16 protein-coding genes are annotated in these 16,645 nt (G+C 65.4%); 6 read left to right on the forward strand and 10 right to left on the reverse strand.

The window, feature by feature from the left end; genetic code table 11:
• Positions 1–49 precede the first annotated feature (49 nt).
• Together ASILVAE211_RS13395 and ASILVAE211_RS13400 are read right to left on the reverse strand one after the other, a co-directional pair.
• Positions 50–679, reverse strand: a complete 630-nt coding sequence (locus ASILVAE211_RS13395; RefSeq protein WP_227321832.1) for an NrsF family protein — start codon at positions 677–679, stop codon at positions 50–52.
• A complete protein-coding gene (locus tag ASILVAE211_RS13400; RefSeq protein ID WP_227321833.1) occupies positions 679–1,257 on the reverse strand; it encodes a sigma-70 family RNA polymerase sigma factor in 579 nt (192 codons plus the stop codon). Before ASILVAE211_RS13400 ends, ASILVAE211_RS13395 begins: the two co-directional genes overlap by 1 nt.
• A 173-nt stretch (positions 1,258–1,430) precedes the next feature.
• Here ASILVAE211_RS13400 and ASILVAE211_RS13405 point away from each other — a divergent pair, with 173 nt between their 5' ends.
• Positions 1,431–2,231, forward strand: a complete 801-nt coding sequence (locus tag ASILVAE211_RS13405; RefSeq protein WP_227321834.1) for an alpha/beta fold hydrolase — start codon at positions 1,431–1,433, stop codon at positions 2,229–2,231.
• A gap of 111 nt (positions 2,232–2,342) precedes the next feature.
• Positions 2,343–3,755 carry a pyridoxal phosphate-dependent decarboxylase family protein gene (locus tag ASILVAE211_RS13410; protein WP_227321835.1) on the forward strand — a complete coding sequence of 471 codons (1,413 nt, stop codon included), beginning with the start codon at positions 2,343–2,345 and terminating at the stop codon, positions 3,753–3,755.
• On the opposite strand, the gene ASILVAE211_RS13415 is transcribed toward ASILVAE211_RS13410, so the two are convergent.
• Both ASILVAE211_RS13415 and ASILVAE211_RS13420 read right to left on the reverse strand, forming a co-directional pair.
• Positions 3,722–4,759, reverse strand: coding sequence for an alcohol dehydrogenase catalytic domain-containing protein (locus tag ASILVAE211_RS13415; protein WP_227321836.1), 1,038 nt, complete (start codon positions 4,757–4,759; stop codon positions 3,722–3,724). The two genes, ASILVAE211_RS13410 and ASILVAE211_RS13415, sit on opposite strands and share 34 nt — an antisense overlap.
• A 64-nt stretch (positions 4,760–4,823) precedes the next feature.
• Positions 4,824–5,414 (reverse strand): TetR/AcrR family transcriptional regulator, encoded by a 591-nt coding sequence (locus tag ASILVAE211_RS13420; protein WP_227321837.1) that lies wholly within the window; start codon positions 5,412–5,414, stop codon positions 4,824–4,826.
• A gap of 118 nt (positions 5,415–5,532) precedes the next feature.
• Between ASILVAE211_RS13420 and ASILVAE211_RS13425 the strand changes: the two genes are divergently transcribed.
• Positions 5,533–6,288 (forward strand): SDR family oxidoreductase, encoded by a 756-nt coding sequence (locus ASILVAE211_RS13425; protein WP_227321838.1) that lies wholly within the window; start codon positions 5,533–5,535, stop codon positions 6,286–6,288.
• A gap of 6 nt (positions 6,289–6,294) precedes the next feature.
• On the opposite strand, the gene ASILVAE211_RS13430 is transcribed toward ASILVAE211_RS13425, so the two are convergent.
• Entirely contained in the window at positions 6,295–6,726 is a 432-nt protein-coding gene (locus tag ASILVAE211_RS13430) for a GFA family protein (RefSeq protein ID WP_227321839.1), read from the reverse strand.
• 166 nt (positions 6,727–6,892) lie between these two features.
• Here ASILVAE211_RS13430 and ASILVAE211_RS13435 point away from each other — a divergent pair, with 166 nt between their 5' ends.
• Positions 6,893–8,692, forward strand: a complete 1,800-nt coding sequence (locus tag ASILVAE211_RS13435; protein ID WP_227321840.1) for a sulfatase-like hydrolase/transferase — start codon at positions 6,893–6,895, stop codon at positions 8,690–8,692.
• Positions 8,693–8,783: 91 nt separating this feature from the next.
• On the opposite strand, the gene ASILVAE211_RS13440 is transcribed toward ASILVAE211_RS13435, so the two are convergent.
• Positions 8,784–9,515, reverse strand: coding sequence for an SDR family NAD(P)-dependent oxidoreductase (locus ASILVAE211_RS13440; protein WP_227321841.1), 732 nt, complete (start codon positions 9,513–9,515; stop codon positions 8,784–8,786).
• 97 nt (positions 9,516–9,612) lie between these two features.
• Here ASILVAE211_RS13440 and ASILVAE211_RS13445 point away from each other — a divergent pair, with 97 nt between their 5' ends.
• Positions 9,613–9,993 carry a winged helix-turn-helix transcriptional regulator gene (locus tag ASILVAE211_RS13445; protein ID WP_227321842.1) on the forward strand — a complete coding sequence of 127 codons (381 nt, stop codon included), beginning with the start codon at positions 9,613–9,615 and terminating at the stop codon, positions 9,991–9,993.
• Positions 9,994–9,998: 5 nt separating this feature from the next.
• Here ASILVAE211_RS13445 and ASILVAE211_RS13450 read toward each other — a convergent pair whose 3' ends face one another.
• The 3 genes from ASILVAE211_RS13450 to ASILVAE211_RS13460 all read right to left on the reverse strand — a co-directional run bounded on the left by ASILVAE211_RS13450 (position 9,999) and on the right by ASILVAE211_RS13460 (position 14,507).
• The gene (locus ASILVAE211_RS13450; RefSeq protein ID WP_227321843.1) at positions 9,999–11,252 is read right to left on the reverse strand and encodes an MFS transporter; all 1,254 of its coding nucleotides are present in this window, start codon (positions 11,250–11,252) and stop codon (positions 9,999–10,001) included.
• A 5-nt stretch (positions 11,253–11,257) separates the two neighbouring features.
• Positions 11,258–12,031, reverse strand: coding sequence for a ferredoxin--NADP reductase (locus tag ASILVAE211_RS13455; protein WP_227321844.1), 774 nt, complete (start codon positions 12,029–12,031; stop codon positions 11,258–11,260).
• A gap of 187 nt (positions 12,032–12,218) precedes the next feature.
• A complete protein-coding gene (locus tag ASILVAE211_RS13460; protein ID WP_227321845.1) occupies positions 12,219–14,507 on the reverse strand; it encodes a D-tagatose-bisphosphate aldolase, class II, non-catalytic subunit in 2,289 nt (762 codons plus the stop codon).
• A gap of 93 nt (positions 14,508–14,600) precedes the next feature.
• Between ASILVAE211_RS13460 and msrA the strand changes: the two genes are divergently transcribed.
• A complete protein-coding gene (msrA, locus tag ASILVAE211_RS13465) occupies positions 14,601–15,149 on the forward strand; it encodes a peptide-methionine (S)-S-oxide reductase MsrA (protein WP_227321846.1) in 549 nt (182 codons plus the stop codon).
• 9 nt (positions 15,150–15,158) lie between these two features.
• On the opposite strand, the gene ASILVAE211_RS13470 is transcribed toward msrA, so the two are convergent.
• Positions 15,159–16,640 carry an ATP-binding response regulator gene (locus ASILVAE211_RS13470; RefSeq protein WP_227321847.1) on the reverse strand — a complete coding sequence of 494 codons (1,482 nt, stop codon included), beginning with the start codon at positions 16,638–16,640 and terminating at the stop codon, positions 15,159–15,161.
• Between the last annotated feature and the right edge of the window lie 5 nt (positions 16,641–16,645).

Raw genomic sequence — 16,645 nt, forward strand, 5'->3', positions numbered from 1 at the left:
ACGGTTAAGGGCCGGTCCAACCAAGGCAGACAAAGGCCAGCCGTCTCTCCTACCAGCGCAGAAAGCGCTGACCGATGACGGCCCCCGCGCAGGTCAGAGTGCCGACGGCCGCGCCGTACCACAGGATAACGAAGCGCGCGCCGTCATTCTTGCAGGCGATGGCATAGGCGGCAGCCCCCAGCGCGCCGGCCAGCAAGCCGGCCGCAGCCCCTGCCCGCCACGGCCGCGTGACAACGCCCTTGCGCGTCACATAGAGAAGAATAGCCAGCGCCGGCACGGACGCGCCCAGGATGGCGAAATAGCAGATCGGGACGGAGACGGAATCGCGCCCCAGCAATGGGTAGCCGCTGCTATCGGTGATCGCGAGGCAAGCCAGCAGCAGCGGACCCGGCAGAATCGCCCAGGCCGCCTTATGGCTGGTGCCGGGAATGCCCTGCTGGCGCAGCAGCCAGAAGGCCCCGGCCGCCAGCAGCAGCATGGTCGCTTCCTTGAAATGGAAGGAGTAGGAGCGCAGCACGCTGCCGGCATCGAAGGTGCCGGCGAAGACGGCCAGGATGATCGCGATGGCCAGCACGAAGGCGGCGAGCGTGCTCAGCAGCAGGGGCCGGCCGAAGCGGGCCGATCCCCGTCCCTGCCCGGCCTCACCCGCCAGTTTCGCTATGAAATCCGTGTCGCTCATCACTCGTCTTCCTTTACGCGACCGCCCGCCAAACCGGCCAGCCGCTTGATGGCGCGATGCATCGTCATCCGCACCGCGCCTTCGGTGACATGCAGCGCCGCCGCCGTATCCCGCACGGAGGCGCCGTCGATTGCCAGCGCCTCCACCACCTGGCGCTGACCGTCCGGCAGAGCCGACATCGCCTGCTCCAGCCCGCGCGTGGCCGACAAAGCCTCATCCGCCGCCACCGCCTGATCGACGATCTGCCCCCATTCATCCTCGGAGAGATCGGTCTGCCGCCTGCGCTCCCGCGACCGGCGGCGCACGGCATCCGTCAGCTTGTAGCGCAGGATCGCATAGACCCAGGGCAGGAAGGGCCGCGTCTCATCCCAGCGCTGCCGCATACTGTGCAGGCCGATCAGCACCTCCTGCAGAATGTCCTCCACCTCGGCCGATGCGAGGCCCAAAGCCGCGACCCGACTGCGGACGGAGGGCCGCAACACCCGGCTGACATCCCGCAACAGCCAGTCATAGGCAGCCTTATCGCCCGCGCGTTCGGCCCGCATGGCGGCGGACCATCGTTCCTCCGTCACGCTCATCAGACGCTCATTCGATCGAAAGCCGGATTTGTCACGCGCTCGCCTAAAAAACTTCCACAGCCCTGCCGCGCGTGGGAATGCGCGCGCCGCATGATGCGTTCGCCCAAGGCAAAGCGAAACCACCTATGAAGCCGGACAGCAGAGCGCGCCCGGCAAAAACAGGATCGATTGCCATGTTGAACCGCCGCCATTTCTCCACCGCCATCATGGCGGGCGCCGCTGCCACCGTCATCGCCAGCAAGGCCAATGCTCAGACGGCTGCCACTGCGACCGTCCCGGCCACACCCGTGGCGCCGGGGGCGAAGGCCCGCAATATCGTGCTGGTTCACGGGCTGTTCGCCGACGGATCCTGCTGGACCGGCGTCATCCCCCGCCTGCAGGCGGCCGGGCTGAACGTGACCTCGGTGCAGAATCCGCTGACCACCCTGCCGGATGCCGTGGCCTCCGCCCAGCGCGTGCTGAACCGCCAGGACGGCCCGACCGTTCTGGTGGGCCATTCCTTCTCCGGCATGATCGTGACGGAAGCCGGCATGCACCCGAATGTGGCGTCGCTCGTCTATGTCGCGGCGCGCGCGCCGGATGCGGGCGAGAATTATACCGCCCTCGCCAAAACCTATCCGACGCCGCCGGCCTCGGCCGGGATCGTCTTCGACGGCGACGAGGGCCGCCTGACGGAAGAGGCCTTCCTGCGCGATTTCGCGGGCGATATTCCGGCCGTGAAAGCAAAGGTTCTGTATGCGGTGCAGGAACCCTTCCATAAGGCGCTGCTGGCGGGCCAGGTGACGCAGGCCGCCTGGCGCCACAAGCCGAGCTATTATGCCGTCTCCACCCAGGACCGGACCATCAATCCCGATCTGGAGCGTTTCATGGCCAAGCGCATGGGCGCGCATACGATCGAGGTGAAGTCGAGCCATCTGTCGATGATCTCGCACGCCGATACCATCGCCGAACTGATCCTGAAGGCGGCTGGCTGAACCGGACGGCCCTCTGACTATCGTCACCTGCGGCATAAAGCCGCGGGTGACGCGAATATTGACGGCGATCTTTGGTCAGCGCATCCCGAAATAGCGGCACAATAGGCTGCGATGACCGAGGTGCGCCTTGCCATGGACACTAAGCCGGACGACCAATTACTACAGGATGCCGCAACCCGCGCCGCAGACTATCTGCGCAATATTCGCGACCGCCGTATCGCACCCACGGCAGAAGCCGTGCTGCGCCTGGGTGATCTCAACCATCCCTTCCCGCAGCGGGGACTGGATGCGACGGCGATCATCGGGCTTTTGGACGATATCGGGTCACCGGCGACCGTCGCGACCGCTGGCGGGCGCTATTTCGGCCTCGTCATTGGGGGCGCCCTGCCTGTCACCGTCGCCGCCAATTGGCTGGCAACGGCCTGGGACCAGAATGCCTGTTTCCGCGCGACCTCACCCATTGCCGCCACACTGGAAGATGTCGCACTCGGCTGGCTGACGGGCCTGTTCGGATTGCCGCAGGATACGGGCGGCGCGTTCGTCACCGGCGCGTCCATGGCCAATGTCGCGGCGCTGGCCGCCGCCCGCCACGCGATCCTGTCACGACACGGCTGGGATGTGGAAGCGCAGGGCCTGTATGGCGCGCCGGAATTGCGCATCGTCGTCAGTGATGAAGTGCATGTCACGGTTTTGAAGGCACTGTCGCTGCTTGGCCTGGGCCGAGACCGCGTCATCCGCGTGCCGACCGACGCGCAAGGGCGGATGCGGGCGGACAGCCTGCCCTATCTCGATGACCGCACAATCCTCTGCCTTCAGGCCGGCAATGTGAATACCGGCGCTTTCGATCCTGCGGCGGAAATTTGCGCCGTCGCCCGAAAGGCTGGCGCCTGGGTGCATGTGGACGGCGCCTTCGGCCTCTGGGCGCTGGCAAGCCCCGCCCATGCTGGCTTAGCCGCCGGTTTTGCCGATGCGGATTCCTGGGCGACGGACGGGCATAAATGGCTGAACGTGCCTTACGACAGCGGCATCGTTCTGGTGCGCAAGGCTGGCCATCTGCGCGCCGCCATGGCGGCCACCGCCGTCTATCATGCGCAAGACACGACGGACGCGCGCGAGCCCGCGCATTACACGCCGGAATCCTCCCGCCGCGCGCGGGGCGTGGAAATCTGGGCCGCGCTTCTTAACCTCGGCCGAGATGGTCTCGCGGAACTCATCGGCCGCACCTGCCGCCACGCGCAGCGCTTCGCGCAGGGCCTGCGCGAAGCCGGGTATGAAATCCTCAACGATGTCGCGCTGAATCAGGTGCTCGTCTCCTTCGGAACACCGGAGGAGACGCGCGCCGTCATCGGCCAAATTCAGGCCGACGGGGTCTGCTGGTGCGGCGGCACGGTATGGCAGGGCCGCACCGCCATGCGCATCAGCGTCAGCAACTGGTCAACCACAGACGCCGATGTCCAGCTCAGCATCGCCGCGATGCTGCGCGCCGCCGATCAGGTTGTCAGAACAAGTCGACCCGGCACCTGACCGCGCCGCAACCGGTCCAGCGCCGTATTGGCTTCTGCCAGCGGCAGGGTTTCGACATCGGCCAGAATGCCGGCAGTGAGCGCGAGCTCCACCGCTTCCAGCAGATCGGCCCGCGTACCGACATTGGAGCCGATCAGCCGCTTTTCGAAATTCGCGAGCGTGGAGATGGAGACCGGCAGCGTGTCGCGGTCCTTGGCCGGGAGGGCGATGAAGATGACCGCGCCACCGGGCGAGATGGCGGCAATGGCTGCCGTGAAGGCGCTGAGCGCGGGGGCCACGACGATGGCGGCGCGCAGGCCGGCGTCCCCAGCAATGGCGCGCAACTCCGCCGGCAGGTCGGCGACATCGCCCTTCACGGTCGCGACGGCACCCAGGCGCGTCGCCAGTTCCAGCTTGCCGGCGTCCAGATCGACCGCGATGGGCCGAAAACCCATGGCGCGGGCATATTGCACGGCCATCTGGCCGAGGCCGCCGCAACCGATGACGGCGACATAGGCACCCGGCCGCAGCTGCGCGCGCTTCAGGCCGCGATAGGTGGTGACGCCGGCACAGAGCACGGGGGCGAAGCGCGCGGCATCGATATCCTTCGGCAGTTCCGCGACAAACGCGGCGCGCGCGACGATATAGTCGGCATAGCCACCGTCGCGGCTAAAGCCGGTCCCCTCGGATTCCCGGCAGATCGTCTCGTCGCCTTCGAGGCAAGCGCGGCAATGGCCGCAGGCGCCGCCGTTCCAGGCCACCCCCACTACCGCGCCGACCGCCGGGCCGGTGGTGTCTGGGCCGTAGGAGACGACCTCACCCACCACTTCATGACCGGGGATCAGCGGCAGTTTGGGCGGCAGGCCCCAGTCTCCGTCGACGATATGGAGGTCGGAATGGCAGACGCCGCAGGCGAAGACGCGGATGAGCACCTCGCCCGGACCGGGCGTCGGGATAGCCTCGCAGCCGAGGACCAGGGGTGCGCCCATTTCCTGCATCAGCGCACGCGTCATCTCATTGGCCATCCGGCACGATCCTTCATGATTGCGGCGGCAAACCTGAACCGGTTCTGGCCGTGACGCAACGGCCTTACGGCCGCAGGCGCAGCCCATCGGCGAGCAGCGCCACCATGCGCTCCGTCTGGCCCGGCCGGCTGAGATAGCCGGAACTGGCGAGGCTGGAGACAGCGCTGATGAGGTCATCGGCATCGGCATCCGGGCGAACCGCGCCAGCCGCCACCGCCGCCGCCAGAAGCGTGCGCAAGGCCGGCGTCACGTTCTGATCGAAATGCGTGCGGAGCGTGCAATAGGCCATGTCGCCGGAATGCAGCGCCGGGGCGAGGCCCTTTTTCGTCGCCACGAACAGCGCATAGCGCTGCATCCACAGCGCCAAGGCTTCGAAGGGTGGATGCTCGGCGGCCAGAATGGGCGCGGCCTCGGCACAGGCATTCATCTCCCGACGGAAGACGGCGGCGATCAGGTCAGCCCGCTGCGGAAAGTGCCGATACAGCGTGCCGATGCCGACCCCGGCCTTTTCCGCGATTTCCCGCACCGGGGCATCGACGCCCGAGGTCACGAAAACCGCCTTGGCCGCTTGAAGAATGGCGTCGAGATTGCGCTGCGCATCCGCGCGCACCCGCTTCTCTCCCCCCTCGATCCTCACATCCGTATCGCCGCTCACCATCGCCCCACTTGATAAACGGAACATAGTTCCATATAAAACGGAATGCCGTTCCGATTGGTCAGACTAGCGCAGTGCGCTGTCCCTGGCCAATCCCGGATAGACAAAGGAAAACGCCATGCAGAACAAGCCCGTCGCCCTGGTCACCGGGGCCAATCAAGGAATCGGCTTTCAGATCGCGAAGGATCTGCTGAGCCACGGCTTCACGGTGCTGGTCGGATCGCGCGATGTCGCGCGCGGCGAGACCGCCGCCACCGAACTCGGGACAGACGCCCATGCTCTTCAGCTGGACGTGACGGATACGGCGTCAATCGCCGGTGCCGCCGCGCGCATCCGCAGCGAATTCGGCCGTCTTGATGTTCTGATCAACAACGCTGCCATTTCCAATACGGGCCGCGACCCCAACATGACGGTGATGGAGTATGTGCAGTCAACCCGTGTCAGCAACGTCAGGCTTGATGAAATACGCGCGGTGTTCGAGACCAATGTCATCGGCGTCGTGGCCGTGACGCAGGCGCTGCTGCCCTTGCTGCGCGAAGCGCCCTCGGCCCGCATCGTCAATGTCTCCAGCAGCGTCGGGTCGCTGACGCTGAATTCGGACCCGGCCTACCCCTATCGCCCGATCTTCGGCCCGGTCTATCCGGCCTCCAAGACCGCTCTCAACGCCATGACGGTCGCCATGGCGGCCGAGCTGGAAGGCACCAATATCAAGGTCAATGCCGCCTGCCCCGGCTATACCAAGACCAATCTCAACAACTACTCCGGCACGCAGACCTTGGAAGAAGGCGCGCGCGAGCCCGTGCGCCTGGCGCTGATCGGCGATGACGGCCCGCACGGCAGCTTCTCCAACAGCGCCGGTCCGCTGCCCTGGTGACGGGCGTCAGTCTTCCTCCGCCGGGATGAAGCGCAAGGTGCCGGCACGCCGCGTCGGCCTGCCGGTGTCATTGGTGTGATTGATGCCGTCCATGACGGGGACTTCCGGGAAGTCGAAGGGGCTCATCCCGTCCAGGCAGGCGACATTGACGGCGTAAAGATTCTGATCCGAGCGCCGCTGATGATGCGTATAGATGCCGCAACGCGAACAGAAGAAATGCTGCGCCGCCCCGGTGTGGAAGCGGTAGCGCGTCAAAGCCGCCTCGCCTTGCAGGATCGTGATGCCGCCCGCTTCCGCCATGACCATGACGGCGCCGCGCATGCGGCAATAGGAACAGGTGCAGCGGCGGATGGACCGGACTCCATCACTGAGCGTCACGGTAAAGCGCACCGTGCCGCAATGGCACTGGCCTCTGTGCGGGTTGGTATCGTCCGGCATCGGCTGTGTCTCCCGTAATCGTCACGCGCGGCACCGTCTGGGGTACGAGGCTGGCCGGGCGCGGTCAACAGACGGCAGCGCCGCGGCTCAGCCCCGGGCGAGACCGCGCCTCTTACCAATCCGAGATGAGAATGATAGCGTTACGGCATTGGACGGAGGCTTGGCTATGGCGGACCAGCCCAAAGACGATGCGCCCAATCCGTCGCGCCGCCGGCTGATTGCCAGCGGTGCCGCCATGCTCGGCGCGGGCAGCCTTCTGCCGCCCCTGATCGGCCCCGCAGCAGCGGAAGACACACCATCGCTGTCCCCGCCCATCGTGCCGCCGGACAGGCCGCCCGGCGGCTATAATATCCTCTTCGTTCTGGTCGATCAGGAACATTTCTTCCCGCAATGGCCGATGCCGGTCCCCGCCCGTGACTGGCTGAAGGCGAAGGGGATTTCCTTCCTCAATCATCAGGCCGCGTCCTGCGTCTGCTCGCCCGCGCGATCCACGATCTATACCGGCCAGCATATCCAGCAGACCGGCGTCTTCGATAATGCCGGGTCGCTGTGGCAGCCCGACATGCCGACCGATGTGCAGACGATCGGCCATCGCATGGCGTCACTCGGATACCACGCGGCCTATCAGGGCAAATGGCATCTCAGCGCCAATCTGGACCAGACGCGGGAGGCGATCGACGCGCCCCTGGCCGATTATCGCAAGATCATCCAATCCTACGGTTTCGACGATTTCTTTGGCGTCGGCGATATCATCGACACCACGCTGGGCGGCTACAATTACGATGATACGACAACCGCCTTCACCACGCGCTGGTTCCGCACCATCGGCGAGGATTTGCGGGCGGCCGGCAAGCCCTGGTTCCTGGCCGTCAATTTCGTCAATCCGCATGACGTGATGTATGTCAATTCCGACCTGCCGGGTGAAACCGTGCAAGGGAAAAGCCATGCCATGCCGATCGCGCGGCCGCCGGCGGACAAAATCTATCAGGCGGACTGGGATTTGCCTTTGCCCGCGACGCGCGGCCAATCCTTCGACGACCCTGGACGGCCGCGTGGCCAGAAGATCTATCAGGGCGTGCAGGACGTGCTCGTCGGGCCTTGGCCGGATGAGGACAGGCGCTGGCGGGTGCTGCGCAACTACTATCTGAATTGCATTCGCGACTGCGACCGGCAGGTAGCGCGCGTGCTGGCTTCCCTGAAAGACAATGATCTCGACAAGAACACCATCATCGTCTTCACCGCCGACCATGGTGAGCTTGGGGGCAATCACCAGATGCGCGGCAAGGGCAATTGCGCCTATTGGCAGCAGAACCACCTGCCCCTGATGATCGTGCATCCAGCCTATCCGGGTGGTGTCGCCTGTCAGGCAGTGACATCGCAGATCGATCTGGTGCCGACCTTGCTGGCGCTGACGGGGGCGGATGCGGAGAAGCTGGAAACGGTCAGCGCTGGCTTGAAGGGCCGCGATTTCTCGGCCTTGCTCGCCGCGCCGGAAAAGGCCGTGCCGCAGTCACTGCGCCCGGCGTCACTGTTCAACTACAATATGCTGTCCTTTCAGGATGCCAAATGGGCGAAACGCATGGATGACTTCATGGAGTCCACAGCGCCCATCAAGGACAAGCTGGCTGCCCTGCTTAAGACCGAACCCGATTTCCATGATCGCTGCGCCATCCGCAGCGTCTTCGACGGGCGCTATCGCTTCAGCCGCTATTTCGCGCCGCTCGATTTCAATACACCCGCGACCTATGAGGATCTGACACAGCATAACGATCTGGAACTCTATGATCTTCAGAACGACCCCGATGAAATCAACAATCTTGCGGTAACGCCCGCGCATAAAGACCTTGTTCTCGCGATGAACACGGTGCTGAACACGCGGATCGCGGAAGAGGTCGGCGTCGATGACGGCGCCTTCCTGCCGCTGCGCCACGGCCAATGGTATTTCCCGCCGAAGTCGGAGCGTTAGCTGCCGGACAGGCACTGCGGCCTAAGGCTTCGCGCGCCTGTGTGACGCCTTTATGTGGGGGCAGTCGCCTGCCCCCACAGTTTGGACAGCCTCAGCCCTGAGCGGCACCGCCATCGACGCAGAGTTCGGCCCCGGTGACGAAACTGCTGTCGTCGGAGGCCAGGAACAAAGCCGCCGCCGCTGTTTCTTCCGGCCGGCCGAAGCGGCCCATCGGCACCATCTGACGGATCATTTCGCGGAATTCGTCATTGGCGGTGTCGAAGATCGGCGTCTCGATCGGGCCGGGGCTGAGCGTATTGACGCGAATGCCGCGCGGCGCCAGTTCCCGCGCCCAGGTCCGTGCGAAGGACCGGATGGCGGCTTTGCTCGCATTATAGGCCGTGAAACCCGGCGTGCCGATGAAGCCGGCAATGGACCCCACCAGCACAATGGCGCTACCTTCCCCCATCAGCGGCAGCAGCTTCTGCACCGTGAACAGGGCCGCGCGCGTGTTGGTGTCCAGAATCCGGTCGAAATGCGCGGGCTCGATTTCGCCCAAAGCGGCAGGCTCGGCCACGCCGGAATTGACGACGAGAATATCGAGTTTGCGGCCCTGCGCCTGCACGGCCGCCGCCAGACGGTCCAGATCAGGCTCGCTGGTGACGTCACCCTGCACCGCCGTCACGCCCCGGCCGATTGCGGCCACGGCGGTGTCGAGTGCCGCCTGCCGGCGGCCGGTGATGGTGACGGCGGCCCCTTCGGCCGCGAAGCGCTGGGCGATGGCAAAACCGATGCCGCTATTGCCGCCGGTGACGACGGCCAGTTTGCCGTGAAGTCGAGACATGTGACTGCTCCGTAAAATGGAGCCATCCAGGTATATGATGTATATCTAGGGTCAATTACGCACCTGAAGTCGCCTAGGTATACCAAGGGAAACCGCCATGCCCGATTTTACCGCCCAAGCCTTCCCGGAAGCACAGGCGGCGCAGCTGATCCTGGATCAGATCGCGAATAAGTGGTCGATCATGATCCTGTCGGTGCTCTGCACCCAGCCGGCGCGCTTCAATGCCATTCAGCGCCGTCTGGGCGGCGGCATCACGCATAAGGCGCTGACCCAGGCGCTGCGGCGGCTGGAACGGAATGGATTGGCGACGCGGCGGGTGATCGCGACCTCACCGGTGGCCGTGGAATATGCCATCACCCCGCTTGGGCAGACGCTGCGCGAACCCTTCGCCGCCCTTCTGGCCTGGACGCTGGCCCATGGCGGCGCGCTGGCGGATGCCCAGGCCGGCTATGACGCGCGGATGGCGGAGGCCGCCTGAGGCGGTCAGGCCGGCGGCAGCGGCTGCATGCGGCTCAGGCGCCAGGACAGGAACAGGCCGATCACCAGCAGCAGGCAGGTCAGCGCAACCACGCCATGCCAGTGCCAGTGCTGCATGAAGACGCCGCCCGTGGTGCCGACGACGCTGGCGCTGAGGTAGTAGAAGAACAGATACAGCGATGACGCCTGCGCGCGGGCGTGGCGCGCCCGCATCCCCACCCAGCTGCTGGCGACGGAATGCGCCCCGAAGAAGCCAAAGGTCACCAGCGCCACACCCAGGATGATAAGGAAGACGCTATGCGTCTCCGTCAGCCCGGTGCCGGCCAGCATGATCGCGAAACCCACCCACAGCACGCGGCGGCGGCCGAGCTTATTGCCCAGATTGCCCATCCAGGCCGAGCTGAAGATGCCGATGAGATAGCAGGAGAAGATCAGCCCCACGACGGTCTGGCTGAGATTGAAGGGGGGCGCCAGCAGCCGGTAGCCGAGGTAATTGTAGATGACGATGAAGCCGCCCATGAGCAGGAAGCCCTCGGCGTACAGCATCAGCAAGGCGCGGTCGCGCAGATGCATGACGAAGGCGCTGCCGAGTGCCGCCGGCGAGAACCGGCGCGGCAGGAAGAAGCGCGAGGGCGGCAGCAGGCGCCAGAAGGTGAGATTGCCGACGAGCGAGACAAGGCCGATGACCAGCACCGCATCGCGCCAGCCGATATGGGCGGTCAGCACGCCGATCACCAGCCGCCCCACCATGCCGCCGAAGGCATTGCCGCCGATATAGAGGCCCATGGACAGGCCGGTGGAGCGCGGATGGATTTCCTCGGCGACATAGGCCATGGCCACCGCCGGCAGGCCGCTGAGCGTGACGCCCATCAGCGCGCGGATGGCCAGAAACTGCCACCATTCCGGCACGAAGGCGGACAGGATCATCAGCACCGAGGAGGAGACGACGGAGGCGACCATCACCGGCTTGCGGCCGATGCTTTCCGATATGCTGCTGGCGACCAGCATGCAGACGGCCATCAGGCCGCTGGTGACGGAGAGCGCCAGGCTCGCCCCCGCTTCGGTCTTGTGAAAGACCAGGGAAAAGACCGGCAGCAGCGGCTGGATGGAATAGAGCAGCGCGAAGGTCGAGAAGCCGGCAATGGCCAGCGCCACCTGGGTCTTCAGGAAGGCGGGCGTGCCGTGCTGGATCTTTTCCAGCACCGCCTCGATCGCACCGGAGGCGGGCCGAGCGCCCTGGGGATGAGCGCTGCCCGCCATGGGGCTTATTTCTCGACGAAGGCCTTTTCGACGACGAATTCGCCGGGCTTGGCGTGGCTGCCTTCCTCGAAGCCGTTATCCCGCAGCCAGGCGGTCATATCGACCAGCATTTCCGGGCTGCCGCACAGCATGAAGCGGGCATCCGCCTTGTCGATCGGCGCGAGGCCGAGTTCGGAGGCGATGGCGCCATTGCCGATCAGGTCGGTCAGACGACCGCGATTGCGGAAGGGCTCGCGCGTCACGGTGGGGTAATAGAGCAGCTTGCCGCGCACGATATCGCCCAGCAGTTCGTCATTGGGCAGCTCGGTCTCGATGAAGTCGGCATAGGCGAGTTCCGCCACCTGCCGCACGCCGTGCACCAGCACGATATGCTCGAATTTTTCGTAGATTTCGGGGTCTTTGATGATCGCCATGAAGGGAGCGAGACCGGTGCCGGTGCCGAGAAGATACAGCGTCTTGCCGGGAATGAGGCTGTCGGAGACCAGCGTGCCGACCGGCTTGCGGCCGACCAGGATGGTGTCGCCCACCTTCAGATGCTGTAGGCGGGAGGTCAGCGGGCCGTCCTGAACCTTGATGGACAGGAATTCCAGGCCTTCCTCGTAATTGGCGCTGGCCAGGCTATAGGCGCGCATCAGCGGTTTGCCGTTCACTTCCAGGCCGATCATGGTGAACTGGCCATTCAGGAAGCGGAAGGACGGGTCGCGGGTCGCCTTGAAGCTGAACAGCCGGTCGGTCCAGTGATGGACATGGGTGACCGTTTCCGAATTGAAGGCCGACATCCGTTACTCGCTCTCTAACTTCTAACTTCCGCGTCTTGTCACATAAGGCGGCGCCGCAACCCTGGCCAAGCCATTATGTTGCAGCGCAGCTATCCTGACCGGGATGACTTCGCATAGAGGATGCCGTCCCGGTCAAGGGATTTATTTAATCAAACGATTAAATAAATCCCTTGCAGCGGTTTGACCGTCAATTGGCCGGGCGGCAGGCCGCCGCATAGACGCGCAGCACATCCCGCACCGATTCGACCGCCAGGCCCCGCGCCGTCGCGGGCAGCGTGCCGGCCGCGACACGATCATAGAAGCGCGGCAGATACTGGCTGATCAGCGGCTCGGGGATGGTAACGCCGTCAAGGCGGGCGAACAGCCGCGCCACTGCCGTGACCGCTTCGGGCTCGGGCCAGTAATAGCGAATGCGGTCGCTGTAGCTGTAATGGCGCAGAATACGCAGCTGCGCCGGATTGCCGTGATAATGGGCGCGCCAGTATTCCGGCTTCAGCATCATCAGCTGTTCCATCGCCCCGGCCAGGGACTCGACCGCGGGGTCGATTTCCGGCGCGATCACCGCTGCGATCTCATCCAGCCCGTACAGCGCCTCGCGCAGCGCGAAGGTCAGGGAGGGGCCGACCTTCAGGATCGGAAAGCCGTCGCGCACGAGGTCCGACAACGCGTCCGCCGTCTGGTAATCCGTCGCATGGGCCTCGAAGATCAGCCCCGGCAGATGCGCCAAGGCGCCGGTCAGGTCACGCGCGGCGTCGGAGACATAGCGCGTCACGCTTTCATTGCCGTGTTCCACGCCGGGCTGCACCACCAGCGCCACGACGCGGTCCAGCATCCGGCCCAGGCCGCGCTCGGAAAAGACCTGCTTATGCACGGCATAGGTGGCGAGCGGCGCTTCCGGGTCCGTCACCTCGGTCTCAGGGATCGCTTCCAGCGCACCGCCCGGCGTCGGCACCTCGGTGCCGATGATGTAATAGGGCTTGGTGCCGACCTGGGCGGCGACCCGTTCGGCGACGGAAGCCAGGCGCGCGGCCCGTTCCGCGACCACGGCATCGGCGAGCGCCACCGGCTCGCCCGCGCAGCCCATGCTGCAATCCAGATGGATTTTCAGGAAGCCGGCGCGCAGGAAGCTTTCCACCATGATCTCGGCCTCGGCCATCGCGGCCTCGGCGGGCAGCGACTTCCAGGGATTGGGGCCGAGATGGTCCCCGCCCAGAATAATGCGGGCCTGTGGGAAGCCGACGCTCTGCGCGATGCCATAGACATAGTCGCGGAAATCGGCCGCCGTCATGCCGGTATAGCCGCCATATTGATTGACCTGATTGCAGGTCGCCTCGATCAGCGCGGTGGTGCCGTCTTCCTTCGCCTGCAACAGGGCAGCCTCGATGACGAAGGGATTGGCCGAGCAGACCGAGGTGATGCCGAAGGGCTGGCCGGCGGCGCGGGCCGGGGCCAGTTCCGCCAGGATATCGGCGCCGGAGGGCGGCAGCGGCGGCGCGCCCGGCACCAGGCCGCGGCGCTGGGAGAGGATGAAGGCGTCCAGCTCGGCGAAGCTCGCGGTGCCTTCCATCGGCCCCTTGCGGGTGACGGCCAGCGCGCCGGAGGCCGCCGCATAGCGCAGGCATTCCGACACGCTGCGGCCCTGCAGGCGGCAGGTGACGAAGGTGGCGCCGAAGCAATCGCCCGCCCCGGTCGGGTCGATCTCGGTGACGGCAAAGGCCGGCTGACGGCGATGCTCCCGCCCGTCATGATAGACCGCACCCTCGGCGCCCAGCTTGATGACGATGGCCGAGACGCCAAGACCGAGGATTTCGGCGACCGCGCCGCCCTCGCTTTTGGCTTCCGTCAGCAGGGTCAGTTCCTGGCCGCTGGGCAGGAAGATGTCGCAGATGCTCAGCATATAGGTCAGCGCCTCGCGCATGCCCGGCGCACCCAGCATTTCCTTGCGGATATTGGGATCGAAGGAAATGCTGCCGCCCTGCGCCTTGATCAGCGCGATGGCGGCCTTGGTCTCTTCGATGATGCGCGGCGAAGCGAGCGAGGAGCCCATGATATGCAGGTGACGGCTGCGCCGCAGCAGCGCCTGCGCGGCCTCCGTCAGCTGCGTCTGACCCGACGCGCTGTGGCGGATGTTATAGACGAAATCGCGGTCGCCATTGGGCCGGTAGCGGACGAAGGCGCTGCCGGTCGCATAGGACGGGTCGATGGCGATGGCGCTGACATCGACGCCGTCGCGCGCCAGGCGCTCGATATTGACGGTCGCGAAATCGTCCTCGCCGACGCAGCTGACGATGCCGCAGGGAAAGCCGAGCTTGCCGACCTGATCGATGAAGATGGCGGTGGCGCCGCTGGGGAAAGGCCCGATCAGCCCGATCGGTTCGCGGAAGCCCTGGCCGGGTTCCGTCGCCATGATCTCGACCAGTATCTCACCGATGGTGACGATGCCGCCCGGCGTTACCGTGCCGTCTGCCATACTCATGTAATCACGTTCCCTTGCTGGACGACATCTTTTACGGTCGTGTGCGGATGCCGATATGCTGATCCGCACATTTGGTCAAAATGGGAGACATATATGACAACCGCAACGGCCACCGTCGGCGGCGGATGTTTTTGGTGCACGGAAGCCGTGTTCCAGGAACTGGCGGGCGTCTCCGGCGTCAAATCCGGCTATGCCGGCGGCCATATGGTCAATCCGACCTATGAGGCAGTCTGCACCGGCCGCACCGGCCATGCCGAGGTGATCCAGATTACCTATGACCCCGAGGTCGTTTCCTACGCCGATCTGCTGCGCGTCTTTTTCGCGACACATGACCCGACGACGCTGAACCGCCAGGGCAATGACGTCGGCACGCAATACCGTTCCACCATCATGCCGGTGACGCCGGAAGAGGCCGAGACGGCCCGCGCGGTGATCGCAGAGATCAACGAACGCGGCGCCTGGGGCGCGCCGGCCGTGACCAAGATCGAGGGGTTGGACGTTTTCTACCCGGCCGAGGATTACCACGACGATTATTTCGCCCGGAATCCCAATGCCGGCTATTGCCGCGTCATCATCGCGCCGAAAGTCGCGAAGATGCGGAAGGAGTTTCTGGACCGGCTGAAGCGCCGCCCGGCGGCGTAAGGGGACGGGTCAGGCGGAGGCTTCAGGCGCGCGGGGGAGGATAATCTCCACCGTCGTGCCGCCGCCCTTGGGGCAATGCACGCGGGCCAGGCCGCCCGCCTGCTGGGCCAGGCCATAAACCATGGACAGGCCCAGGCCCGTGCCCTTGCCCACCGGCTTGGTGGTGAAGAAGGGTTCGAAGACGCGGGCCAGAACCTCGGGCGGAATGCCCGGACCGGTATCGCGCACGGCGACCGACACATAATGGCCGGCTGCCAGGTCAACCTCATCATCCTCGACCACGGCAAGATTGCGGGTGACCAGCGTCAGACTGCCGCCCTCCTGCTGCTCCATCGCGTCGCGCGCATTGATGCAGAGGTTGAGCAGCGCCAGTTCCAGCTGATCCGGATCGACATGGGCCAGCCATAGATCCTGGGCCATATCCTGATTGACGACGATGCCCGGCCCGATGCTGCGGAGGATAAGATCCTGCATCTCGCCGATCACCTCATTGGCCGCAACAGACCGTAAGGCAAGGTCGCGCTGCCGGCTGAAGGTCAGCAGGCGCTGCGTCAGCGCCGTGCCGCGCTCGGCCGCCATGGTCGCGTTTTCCAGCAGCCGCTGCAGCCGCGCGTCGCCGTCATTGCGGCGCACGGCGAGTTCCAAGCTGCCCAGGATCGCGGTCAGCAGATTGTTGAAGTCATGCGCGACCCCGCCGGCCATGGTGCCCAGCGCCTGCATCTTTTCCGCCTGATGCAGGCGGTTTTCCATCATCCGCCGGTCCGTCACGTCATGTTCCAGCACAGCGAGGTAGCGCGGCGTGCCGTCGGCCCCCGGAATGGGCACGCGCGTCACCTGCAGATAGCGCGGCGACAGCCCGGACCCGCGCTCCTCCAGATGCTCGCTCGGCCGCCCTGTCGCCAAAGTGTCGGTTTCGACGGCCGCCAGTTGTTCGCCGTCCACCAGGTCCGACAGATCGGCCTCCCGCCGCCGCAGCGCGGCCTCGGGCGCCAGGCCCAGAGCCTCGGCCTTGACCCGGTTGAGGCGCACGAAGCGACCCGCCGCGTCCTTGAAGGACAAGGCATCCTGGCTGCCGTCCATCAGCCCGTGCAGGAGCGCGCGTTCCTCGGCCAGCGACCGGCGCAGCTGGCATTGCTCATGCGCATTGCCGACCATGCTGATCAGCAGAGAGGGTTCCCACGGCTTCTGCATATAGGCCGAGATGCGGCCATGATTGACGGCATTCACCACCGCGCCGAGATCGGCGTAGCCGGTCAGCAGAATCGTTTGCGCATCCGAAATGCCGCGTGCTTTCGACAGGAAAACGTCACCGGTCATTTCGGGCATGCGCTGGTCCGAGACGATCACCGAAATTGACGGCTCATCGGCCAGGATTTCCAGCGCGGCGATGGGCGAGACCGCGCTCCAGACGTCGAACTCGTCTTCCAGCAGGTCGCGCAGCGCCGTGAGGATTTCCGGCTCGTCATCGACGATGAGAACAGTGCCTCTCATGGAAT

This window comes from Acidisoma silvae, assembly GCF_020618775.1.
GTDB lineage: Bacteria > Pseudomonadota > Alphaproteobacteria > Acetobacterales > Acetobacteraceae > Acidisoma > Acidisoma silvae.

Excerpts from the sequence above, each read along its gene's own strand:
- ASILVAE211_RS13440 (WP_227321841.1), bottom strand. The coding sequence starts at position 9,515 with ATGTCTCGACTTCACGGCAAACTGGCCGTCGTCACCGGCGGCAATAGC.
- ASILVAE211_RS13425 (WP_227321838.1), top strand. The coding sequence starts at position 5,533 with ATGCAGAACAAGCCCGTCGCCCTGGTCACCGGGGCCAATCAAGGAATC.
- ASILVAE211_RS13455 (WP_227321844.1), bottom strand. The coding sequence starts at position 12,031 with ATGTCGGCCTTCAATTCGGAAACGGTCACCCATGTCCATCACTGGACC.
- ASILVAE211_RS13450 (WP_227321843.1), bottom strand. The coding sequence starts at position 11,252 with ATGGCGGGCAGCGCTCATCCCCAGGGCGCTCGGCCCGCCTCCGGTGCG.
- ASILVAE211_RS13405 (WP_227321834.1), top strand. The coding sequence starts at position 1,431 with ATGTTGAACCGCCGCCATTTCTCCACCGCCATCATGGCGGGCGCCGCT.
- ASILVAE211_RS13410 (WP_227321835.1), top strand. The coding sequence starts at position 2,343 with ATGACCGAGGTGCGCCTTGCCATGGACACTAAGCCGGACGACCAATTA.
- ASILVAE211_RS13395 (WP_227321832.1), bottom strand. The coding sequence starts at position 679 with ATGAGCGACACGGATTTCATAGCGAAACTGGCGGGTGAGGCCGGGCAG.
- ASILVAE211_RS13445 (WP_227321842.1), top strand. The coding sequence starts at position 9,613 with ATGCCCGATTTTACCGCCCAAGCCTTCCCGGAAGCACAGGCGGCGCAG.
- msrA (WP_227321846.1), top strand. The coding sequence starts at position 14,601 with ATGACAACCGCAACGGCCACCGTCGGCGGCGGATGTTTTTGGTGCACG.
- ASILVAE211_RS13470 (WP_227321847.1), bottom strand. The coding sequence starts at position 16,640 with ATGAGAGGCACTGTTCTCATCGTCGATGACGAGCCGGAAATCCTCACG.
- ASILVAE211_RS13460 (WP_227321845.1), bottom strand. The coding sequence starts at position 14,507 with ATGAGTATGGCAGACGGCACGGTAACGCCGGGCGGCATCGTCACCATC.
- ASILVAE211_RS13415 (WP_227321836.1), bottom strand. The coding sequence starts at position 4,759 with ATGGCCAATGAGATGACGCGTGCGCTGATGCAGGAAATGGGCGCACCC.
- ASILVAE211_RS13435 (WP_227321840.1), top strand. The coding sequence starts at position 6,893 with ATGGCGGACCAGCCCAAAGACGATGCGCCCAATCCGTCGCGCCGCCGG.
- ASILVAE211_RS13400 (WP_227321833.1), bottom strand. The coding sequence starts at position 1,257 with ATGAGCGTGACGGAGGAACGATGGTCCGCCGCCATGCGGGCCGAACGC.
- ASILVAE211_RS13430 (WP_227321839.1), bottom strand. The coding sequence starts at position 6,726 with ATGCCGGACGATACCAACCCGCACAGAGGCCAGTGCCATTGCGGCACG.